The sequence below is a fragment of the Streptomyces sp. NPDC090442 genome (genome assembly GCF_044769405.1).
GTDB lineage: Bacteria > Actinomycetota > Actinomycetes > Streptomycetales > Streptomycetaceae > Streptomyces.
In genome coordinates, this window is record NZ_JBIVXW010000132.1 from 1 (window position 1) to 11283 (window position 11283).

The window sequence follows — 11283 nt, forward strand, 5'->3', positions numbered from 1 at the left end:
CATGTGGCGGGGGTGTTGTCGTTGGAGGACGCCTGCGTTTTGGTTGCGGCGCGTGGTCGGTTGATGCAGGCGTTGCCGGAGGGTGGGGCGATGCTCGCCGTCCAGGCTGGTGAGGACGAGATCGTCGAGCATGTGGGTGAGTTGGTGTCGCTCGCTGCGGTCAACGGTCCGGGCGCGGTCGTGGTCTCCGGTGACGCTGACGCCGTCGAGGGCGTACGCGAGTGGGCTCAGGCGCATGGTCGGAAGGCCAATCGTCTGCGCGTCTCGCACGCCTTTCACTCCCCTCGCATGGATGGCATGCTCGATGAATTCGCCGAGGTGGCGGGTAAGTTGGTGTATCGGGCGCCGCGCTTGTCGGTGGTCTCGACGCTCACCGGTCAGGTCGCTTCCGTCGATGACTTGTGTTCGCCCGCGTACTGGGTGCGGCAGGTGCGGGAGGCGGTGCGGTTCGCCGACGCGGTGCGCACGGCATTCGACGCCGGTGTGACCCGGTTCGTGGAGGTCGGCCCGGACGGCGTCCTCACCGCCCTGGCCGCCGCCACCCTCGCCGATGCGGAGACGGTGACGGAGACCGGGAACGCCACCTGCGTGGCGACGCAGCGCGCCGACCGCGACCCCGAGCACACCCTCGTCACCGCGCTCGCCCAACTCCACACCGTCGGCGTGGCGGTCGACTTCGGCCCCGCGCTGGTGGGCGGACACACGGTGGAGCTGCCGACGTACGCGTTCCAGCGGCGGCGGTACTGGGTGCAGACATCGCCGCTGCGCGCCGGGGACCTGCCGTCGGTGGGGCTCGGCACGGTCGGCCACCCGCTCCTGGGGGCGGCCGTGACGCTGGCGGACTCCGGGCAGGTGGTACTCACCGGCCGGCTGTCACTGTCGTCGCATCCGTGGTTGGCGGACCACGCGGTGCTCGGGTCCGTGGTGCTGCCGGGTACGGCGTTCGTCGAGTTGGCGGTGCGTGCGGGGGATCAGGTCGGTTGCGATCTGGTGGAGGAACTGGCCCTGGAGGCGCCGCTGGTGCTCCCGGAGTCGGGCGGCGTGGCGTTGCAGGTCGTGGTGGAGGCCGAGGACGCGGCCGGCCGTCGGTCGGTTGGCGTGTACTCGCGGCCGGACGAGGACCCCGAGGCGCCGTGGACCCGGCACGCCACGGGCGTGCTGTCCAGCGCGTCCCGGAAGGGCACCGCCGCCGCGGAGGTCGAACCGTCCGTGAGCTTCGAGGTCTGGCCGCCGGCGGCCGGGGAGGCCGTGGAGACGTCGGATGCGTATGAGGTGCTGGCGAGCGCGGGATACGGGTACGGCCCGGTGTTCCGCGGGTTGCATGCGGTGTGGCGGGACGGTGGTGCGTTGTGGGCGGAGGTGGCGCTGCCGGAGGGCGTTGACGGGGTGACCGGCTTCGGCGTGCATCCGGCGCTGCTGGATGCCGCCCTGCACGCGGCGCGCGTGGGCGGGTTGTTGGAGCCCGGGCCGGCCGAGGGGCCGCGACTGCCGTTCGCCTGGTCGGGCGTGCGGGTGCATGCGGTGGGTGTGACCCGGGTGCGGGTGCGACTGGCCGCGCTGGGGCGCGACACCATGTCCGTGGAGATCGCCGACGAGACCGGTGCGCTGGTGGCCACCGTCGAGAGCCTCGCGGTGCGCGCCGTCGCCCCGGAGCAGCTCCGGGCGGCCCGGGAGTCCGGCACGCTGTTCGAAGTGCACTGGGAGCCCGTGGAGTTGGGGCGGGCGACGACTGCCGGGCGCTGGGTCGGGGTGGGCGCCGATCGGGGCCGGGACGCGTTGGGGGTTGGTGACTGGTACGCGGACGTGACCGCGCTCGGTGCCGCCCTCGCCGCGGGCGCTCCGGCACCCGAGGCGGTCCTCGTCGACGTGGCGGACGACGGGGCCGAGGAGGCCCTGGTCTCGACGCTCGACACGGTCCAGGCGTGGCTGGCCGACGAGCGCCTCGCCGGGTCGCGGATGGTCCTGCTCACCAGCGGTGCCGTGGCCGTCGGGGCGTCGCACGACGCGGTGGACGTGCCGGCGCAGGCCGGCGTGTGGGGACTGCTGCGGTCCGCGCAGGCCGAGCACCCGGGCCGGTTCGTGCTGGTGGACCGGGAACCGGGCGGCGCGACGCCAACAGCCGTGCTTCTGGCGGGAGTTGTCGCCGGCGAGGAATCCCAGGTCGCGTTGCGCGGCGACGCCGTCTACGCGCCGCGGTTGCGCCGTGCCGTCACCGTCGCCCCCGGCGCGGATCCCACCAGCACCACCCCCACCTCCTGGAAGCCCGACGGCACCGTGCTGATCACCGGCGGCACCGGCTCCCTCGGCGGGCTGCTCGCCAGGCACCTGGCCACCCGGCACGGGGTGCGGCACCTGCTGCTGATCAGCCGCAGCGGGACACGCGCCCCCGGAACGGACAAGTTGGTCGCGGAGTTGGCCGGACACGGAGCCGAGGTGCGGATCGCCGAGTGCGATGTCGCGGACCGCGCGGCGCTGGCCGAGGTGCTGGCGACGGTACCGGCCGAGCACCCGCTCACCGCCGTGATCCACGCGGCCGGTGTGCTGGACGACGGCATCGTCGAGTCGCTGACCCCGGAACGGATCCGCACCGTGCTGCGCCCGAAGGTCGACGCCGCCTGGCACCTGCACGAGCTGACCCGCGAACTGGGCCTGGAACTCGACGCGTTCGTCCTGTTCTCGTCGGCCGCCGGCGTGCTCGGCGCCTCCGGGCAGGGCAACTACGCGGCGGCCAACGCCTGTCTGGACGCGCTCGCCGCGCACCGGCACGCCCAGGGGCTGCCCGCGACCTCCCTGGCCTGGGGACTGTGGGAACAGTCCGACGGCATGACCGCCCAACTCGCCCAGGCGGCAACGGCCCGCAAGTCCCGGGCCGCCATCCGCGCCCTGTCCGCGCAGGACGGGCTCGACCTGTTCGACGCCGCCCTCACCCGGCCCGCGCCGCTCCAGGTGCCCGTCCGGTTCGACTTCGCGGGCCTGCGGCAGCGGGCCGCGGCGCCCACCGGACTGCCGCCGATGCTGCGCGGGCTGGTCAGCACACCGGTCCGACGCGCCGCACGGACCGGCGGGGACCGGGCACCGGAGCTGCGGCGCCGCCTGGCCGGCCGCAGCAAGGCCGAGCAGCAACGCATCGTCCTGGACCTGGTCCGCTCCCACGTGGCCACCCTGCTCGGACACGGCTCGGCGGACGCGGTCGGCTCCGGCCGGCTCTTCAGCGAACTCGGCTTCGACTCCCTGACCGCCATCGAACTGCGCAACCAACTCGGCGCGGCCATCGGCGGGTTGCGACTGCCCGCCACGTTGATCTTCGACTATCCGACGCCGGCCGCACTCGCCGCGTACCTGCGCGGCGAGATCCTCGGCGACGCCGCGGACGACTCCGTCGAGCCGGTGGCGGCGACCGCGAACCCGACGCCGGGCGGCGCGCCCGAACCGATCGCGATCGTGGCCATGGCCTGCCGCTACCCCGGCGGCGTCACCAGCCCCGAACAGCTCTGGGACCTGGTCGCCGGCGACGGCGACGCCATCTCCACCTTCCCCACCGACCGTGACTGGGACCTGGCCAGGCTCTTCGGCACCGGCCCCGACGACCCCGGCCGCAGCAACACCCGCGAGGGCGGGTTCGTCTACGACGCCGCCGAGTTCGACGCCGCGTTCTTCGGCGTCTCGCCGCGCGAGGCCACCGCGATGGACCCGCAGCAGCGCCTGCTGCTGCAGACCTCCTGGGAGGCCCTGGAACGCGCCGGGATCGACCCGGCGTCGCTGCGCGGCAGCCGCACCGGTGTGTTCGCCGGCCTGATGTACCACGACTACGCGTCCCGACTGAAGGCCGTCCCCGACGAGGTCGGCGGCTACGTCGGCACCGGAAACTCCGGCAGCATCGTCTCCGGTCGCATCGCCTACACCTTCGGCTTCGAGGGCCCCGCCGTCACGGTGGACACCGCCTGCTCGTCGTCGCTGGTCGCGCTGCACCTGGCGGCCCAGGCACTGCGCGGCGGCGAGTGCTCGCTGGCCCTGGCCGGCGGCGTCACCGTGCTGGCCAGCCCGGAGGTGTTCGTCGAGTTCTCGCGGCAGAACGGGCTGGCGCCCGACGGCCGGTGCAAGGCGTTCGCCGACACCGCGGACGGCACGGGCTGGGGTGAGGGCGTCGGCGTCCTGCTGCTGGAGCGGCTCTCCGACGCGCAGCGCAACGGACACCAGGTGCTCGCCGTGCTGCGGGGCTCGGCGGTCAACCAGGACGGTGCGTCCAACGGTCTGACCGCGCCGAACGGTCCGTCCCAACAGCGGGTGATCCGCCAGGCACTGGCGAACGCCCATCTGTCGACCGCCGACGTGGACGCGGTGGAGGCACACGGCACCGGAACCCGACTGGGCGACCCGATCGAGGCCCAGGCACTGCTCGCAACCTACGGGCAGCAGCGGGACGCCGAACGTCCCCTGCTGCTGGGCTCCATCAAGTCCAACATCGGCCACACCCAGGCCGCCGCCGGCGTCGCCGGCGTGATCAAGATGGTGCAGGCCATGCGGCACGCCACACTGCCGAAGACCCTGCACGTCAACGAGGCGTCCTCGCACGTGGACTGGGCGGCCGGCGCGGTCGAGCTCCTCACCGAGGCCCGCCCGTGGCCCGCGACCGGCCGGCCCCGCCGCGCCGGCGTCTCCTCCTTCGGCATCAGCGGCACCAACGCCCACGTCGTCCTGGAGGAACCGCCGACGGGGGACCGGACCGCCCCGGACGCACTGCCCGCCGATCAGCCAGGCACGAACGCGGCGGACGCCCCCGCCCCCCGAACCGCCCTGCCCTGGCTGCTGTCCGCCGCCTCCGAGACCGCGCTCCGGTCCCAGGCACAACGGCTCCACGACCACCTCACCCACCACCCCGAGTCGTCCCCCGCCGACATCGGCCACTCCCTGGCCACCACCCGCGCCACACTCGACCACCGGGCCGCGGCGATCGGCGCCGACCGGGACGAGCTCCTGAAGGCCGTCGCGGCCCTCGCCACCGGCCAGCCCTCGCCCGCTCTGGTGCACGGCACGGCGGTCGGCGATAGGGGCAGGCTAGGGGTGTTGTTCTCCGGCCAGGGCTCGCAGTATTCAGGCATGGGCCGCGAACTGTGGGAACACTTCCCGGCGTTCGCGGAGGCGTTCGACGCGGTCTGCGACCGCCTGGACCAGAGCCTGCCGGGCTCGCTGCGTCAGGTGGTGTGGGGCCGGGACGAGGACGAGCTGAACCAGACCGTCCACGCCCAGGCCGGGCTGTTCGCGGTCGAGGTGGCGCTGTTCCGCCTGCTGGAGTCGTTCGGGATCGCCCCGGACGTGCTCATCGGCCACTCCGTGGGCGAGTTGGCGGCAGCCCACGTGGCCGGAGTGCTCTCGCTGACGGACGCCTGCACGCTGGTCGCCGCCCGCGGCCGACTGATGCAGGCCCTGCCCCAGGGCGGCGCGATGCTCGCCGTCCAGGCACGCGAAGAAGAGATCACACCACTACTGGGAGAATCGGTGACACTGGCGGCCGTCAACGGACCCGAAGCGGTCGTGGTCTCCGGCGACGCCGACGCCGTCGAAACCGTACGGGACTGGGCTCGGGCGCACGGTCGGAAGACCAACCAACTGCGCGTCTCGCACGCCTTCCACTCCCCGCACATGGACGGCATGCTGGACGAATTCGCCGATGTGGCAGGGGAGTTGACGTACCGGCAGCCGAGCATCCCGGTCATCTCCACCCGCACCGGCCGGGCCACCGACCCCGAGGAACTGTGCTCGCCCGCGTACTGGGTGGGCCAGGTCCGCGAGACCGTACGGTTCGCCGACGCGGTCCGCGCCGCCGCCGCGCAGGGCGTCACCCAGTTCGTCGAGGCCGGCCCCGACGGGATCCTCGCGGCCCAGGCCGGCACCGTACTGGCCGACCGCGCCGCACCGGCCACCGTCGTGGCCGCCCAACGCGCCGGACGCCCCGGCGACCGGACCCTCGTCACCGCCCTGGCGACCCTGCACACCGCCGGCACCCCCGTCAACTGGGGCCCCCTGTACGCCCCCTATCGACCCCGCCGGGTGGAACTGCCCACCTACGCCTTCCAACGGCGTCGCTACTGGCTGGAGGCCGCCACCGCACCCCGGATGGACGGCGCGACCCTGGCGCCCGACGCGGTCGAGTCCCGCTTCTGGGAAGCCGTCGAGAACGAGAACCTGGAGGACCTCGCCCGCACCCTCCGGGTCGACGACGACCAGGCACTCCGCCCCCTCCTCGACACCCTCGCCCCCTGGCGCCGCAACCAACGCACCCGATCGACCGTCGACCGCTGGCGCTACCACACCCGCTGGGCGCCGCTGACCGGCACCCCGCAGGGCACCCCCGCACCCACCCTGGACGGCACCTGGCTGCTCGTGACGTCGAAGGGCGCCCAACAGCATGCGCTGGCCGCGGAGTTGACGGCGATCCTGTCCAGCAACGGCGCCACCGTCACCACTCTCGACCTTGCCCCCGACCCGGCAGACACCGACGTCGCGCTCCTCGCCGACCGACTGCGGGCCGCAACCGCCACCGACGGGCCGGCCGAGGGCGCAGCGGCACCCCTGCGCGGCGTGCTGTCCCTGCTCGCCCTGGACGACACCCCCCACCCCGCCCACCCCCACCTGCCCAACGGCACCGCACTGACCGCCGCACTCGTCCGCGCCCTCGACCGGGCCGGTAGCACCACACCCCTGTGGTGCCTGACCCGCGGCGCGGTGGCGATCGCCGACCACGGCCAGGCACCCGAGGCGGTCACCCACCCCGAACAGGCCATGATCTGGGGCCTGGGCCGCGTCGTCGCCCTCGAACACCCCGGACTTTGGGGCGGCCTCATCGACCTGCCGCACACCCTCGACGCGCACACCGAGGCGGGCCTGGCCCGACTCCTCACCGGCGACACCGACGAGGACCAACTCGCCCTGCGCCCGCACGGCACCTACGCCCGCCGACTCCACCGCGCACCCCAGGCACCCGAGCCGACCGCCGAGCCCTGGCGGCCCCACGGCACCGTGCTCATCACCGGCGGGCTCGGCGCACTGGGCGCGCACGTCGCCCGCTGGGCGGCCGCCAACGGCGCCGAACACCTGGTGCTCACCAGCCGCCGCGGCGAGACCAGCCCCGGCGCCGCCGAACTCCGCACCGAACTGGCCGACTTGGGCGCCGAGGTCACCCTCGCCGCCTGCGACATCGCCGACCGGGAGGCCGTCCGCACCCTGCTCGACGCCCTCCCGACCGAGCACCCGCTCACCGCCGTGGTGCACGCGGCCGGCATCAGCCAGACCACCGCCCTCACCGCCACCGACCCGGCCGCATTCGCCGACGTCGTCGCGGGCAAGGCGGCCGGCGCCCGCCATCTGCACGAACTGCTCGGCGACCGGCCCCTGGACGCCTTCGTCCTCTTCTCCTCCGTCGCCGGCACCTGGGGCAGCGGCGGCCAGAGCGCCTACGCCGCCGCCAACGCCTACCTCGACGCCCTGGCCGAACAGCGCCGGGCCCGGGGACTGGCCGCCACCGCCGTGGCCTGGGGCCCCTGGGCGGACGGCGGCATGGTCGCCGACCCGGCCGCCGAGGCGTCGCTGCGCAGGCGCGGACTGGTCGCCCTCGCCCCCGAGCCGGCCGTGCAGGCCCTCGTCCAGGCAGTCGCCGAGGGCGCGGCCGTGACCACCGTCGCCGACGTCGACTGGCAGGTGTTCGCCCCGCTGTTCACCCTGGCCCGCCCCGCTCCGCTCCTCGCCGAGCTGCTCGCCCGGGAAGCCGACCCGGACACCACCACGACGTCCACCGGCACACCCGCCACCGGACACCCGGCCGACGCCGACGACGAACCGTCCCCCGCAGCCGCACTCCGCCAACGCCTCACCGGCGCGCCGGACGGCGAACGGGAACGCCTCGTCCTGGACCTCGTCCGCACCGAGACCGCCGCCGTCCTGGGCCACTCCGCCGCCGACGAGATCGACGTCCGACGCGGCTTCCTGGACATGGGCATGGACTCCCTCGGCTCGCTCCAACTCCGCAACCGGCTGGGCGAACTCACCGACATCGCGCTGACCGCGACGGTCACCTTCGACCACCCCACGCCGACCAGCCTGGCCCACCACCTGTGCGCCGAACTCACCGACGGCACCGCCGCGGTGGACCAACTCCTCGCCGACCTGGACCGACTGGAGTCCGGCCTGGCCGACCTACCCGACGACGAACTGGCACGGACCCGCATCAACCTGCGGCTCCAGGGCCTGATGGCGAAGTGGAAGCAACCTGAAGCACCCGCGGACGGCGCGGACGCGCACCGCGACTTGGCATCGGCCACCGCCGATGAGCTGTTCGACCTCATCCACGAGGAATTCGGAAAGTCTTGACCAGGCCGGACCCGGGCGGTCGGCAGCTTGAACATGGGGGTATCGCTGTGGCGCGTGAGCAGAAGCTTCTGGACCACCTCAAGTGGGTGACGGCCGAGCTCCGACAGGCAAAGAACCGCCTGACGGAACTGGAGACCACCGAAGGAGAAGCCCGGGAGGACATCGCCATCGTCGCGATGAGCTGCCGGTACCCCGGCGGCGTCAACAACCCCGACGACCTGTGGCGACTGGTACGGGACGGCCGGGACGCGATGTCGGCGTTCCCGGTCGACCGCGGCTGGCAGACCCCGGACGGCACGGCCGGGGACGGACCCGGATCCGCTGACGGCTTCGCCACCGACCAGGGCGGATTCCTGCACGACGCCGGCGACTTCGACCCCGCGTTCTTCGGCATCTCCCCCCGCGAAGCGCTGGCCATGGACCCCCAGCAGCGCCTCCTCCTGGAGACCTCCTGGGAGGTCCTGGAGGCCGCCGGCATCGACCCAGGCACCCTCCACGGCAGCCGCACCGGCGTGTTCGTCGGCTCCAACACCCGCGACTACGTCGGCACCCTCAACCGCTCCGACCACGACCTCGGCGGCCTGGTCGCCACCGGCATCTCGGCCAGCGTCTTCTCCGGCCGCATCGCCTACACCCTCGGCTTCGAAGGCCCCGCCCTCACCGTCGACACCGCCTGCTCGTCGTCGCTGGTCTCCCTCCATCTGGCCGCCCAGTCACTCCAGAAGCGCGAATGCGCCCTCGCCCTCGCCGGCGGCGTGACGGTGATGTCCACCCCCATCGGCTTCGCCGAGTTCACCCGCCAGAACGGCCTGGCCACGGACGGCCGCGTCAAGGCGTTCGCCGAGGCCGCCGACGGCACCGCCTGGGGCGAGGGCGTCGGCATGCTCCTCCTGGAACGCCTCTCCGACGCCCACCGCAACGGCCACCAGGTCCTGGCCGTCCTCCGCGGCTCCGCCGTCAACCAGGACGGCGCCAGCACCGGCCTCACCGCCCCCAACGGCCTCGCCCAGCAACGCGTCATCCTCCAGGCACTCTCCGACGCCCGCCTGACCGCGGCAGACGTGGACGCGGTGGAGGCCCACGGCACGGGCACGAAACTCGGCGACCCCATCGAGGCCCAGGCACTCCTGGCGACCTACGGCCAGGGCCGCGACGCCGACCGACCGCTGCTGCTCGGCTCCATCAAGTCCAACGTGGGCCACACACAGGCGGCCGCGGGCGTGGCCGGCGTGATCAAGATGGTGCAGGCGATGCGCCATGGCGTGCTGCCGAAGACCCTGCACGTGGACTCCCCGTCCTCGCACGTGGACTGGTCGGCCGGCGCGGTGGAGCTGCTGACGGAGAACCGTCCGTGGCCGGAGGCCGCGACGGAGTCGGAAACGGGACGGCTGCGCCGGGCCGGCATCTCCTCCTTCGGCATGAGCGGCACCAACGCGCATGTGATCTTGGAGCAGGCGCCGGCGGTGGAGCCCGCGGAGGTCGAGCCCGGACGTTCGGACGCGGGTCCGGTGGCGTGGGTGTTGTCGGGTAAGTCCGAGGCGGGGCTGCGGGCGCAGGCGGAGCGGTTGCGCGACTTCGTCGCCGAGCGCCCGGAGTTGGCCCCGGCTGACGTTGCGTTCTCGTTGGCGTCGTCCCGGGCGTTGTTCGATCACCGGGCGGTGGTGGTCGGCGCTGATCGTGATGAGCTGCTGGCGGGCGTGGGGTCGGTGGCGGCCGGAGAGCCAACTGCCGGTGCCCACACTGGTGTTGGAGCTGCCGGGATCGGTGCGGGCTCCGGTGCGGTGTTGGTGTTCCCGGGGCAGGGTTCGCAGTGGGTCGGTATGGCGGCCGAACTCCTGGACTCGTCGGAGGCGTTTGCGTCGCGTTGGGCTGAGTGTGAGGGGGCGTTGGCGCCGTTTGTGGAGTGGTCGTTGACGGAGGTGGCGCGTTCGGTCGACCCGGCGGTGTTGGAGCGGGTTGATGTGGTTCAGCCGTTGTTGTGGGCGGTGATGGTGTGTTTGGCGGAGGTGTGGCGGGCTGCTGGTGTGGATCCCGCTGCCGTGATCGGTCACAGTCAGGGTGAGATTGCGGCCGCGGTGGTGGCTGGTGGGTTGTCGTTGGAGGATGGTGCGCGGGTTGTCGCGTTGCGGTCGCAGGCGATCACGGCGCTGTCGGGTGCTGGTGGGATGTTGTCGGTTCCGTTGCCGGTGGCCGAGGTGGAGTCGGTCCTGGCTGGCTATGAGGGGCTGGGTGTTGCGGCGGTCAACGGGCCGGCGGTGACGGTGGTTTCGGGTGACGCTGCTGCCTTGGATGCGGTGCAGGCTGCCTGGGAGGCGGAGGGTGTCCGCGTTCGTCGCGTCCCGGTGGACTACGCCTCGCACTCCCCGCACGTCGAGGCGCTCCGGGACCGTATTCTCGCTGACCTTGCGCCGATCGTGCCGGTTTCGTCGTCCGTCGGCTTTTTCTCGACGTTGACCGGTGAGGCGATCGATGCCGGTGAGCTGGATGCCGGTTACTGGTATCGCAACCTTCGTCAGACGGTGCGTTTCGAGGATGCGGTTCGGGCGGCGGTTTCGGCTGGTCACACGGTCTTCATTGAGGCTTCCGCTCACCCTGTTCTGACCGTTGGTGTCGAGCAGACGCTCGACGCGGCGAACGTCGTCGGAGCGTCCTTCGGCACCCTGCGGCGGGATCACGGTGACACCACTCAACTGCTGACCGCGCTCGGCCAGGCGCACATCTATGGTCTGCCTGTTGCCTGGGACAAGGCATTCGCTGCGCAGGAGCCGAAACTGGTGGATCTGCCGACGTATGCGTTCCAGCGGGAGCGGTATTGGCCGAAGTTGTCGGTGCGGGTGTCTGGTGATGTGCGGGGGTTGGGGTTGGGTGCTGCTGGTCATCCGTTGTTGGGTGCGGCGGTGGCGTTGGCGGATTCGGATC

The 11283-nt window shown here is 72.9% G+C and carries 2 protein-coding genes; both read left to right on the plus strand.

What is annotated here, in order from left to right; translation table 11 throughout:
• Positions 1–8364 (plus strand): type I polyketide synthase (locus ACIQU6_RS42715; protein WP_403487793.1); only part of this gene is annotated, 8364 nt, incomplete at its 5' end.
• On the plus strand, positions 8361–11283 hold a 2923-nt coding region (locus ACIQU6_RS42720), incomplete at its 3' end, for a type I polyketide synthase (protein WP_403487795.1). The genes ACIQU6_RS42715 and ACIQU6_RS42720, both read left to right, overlap by 4 nt.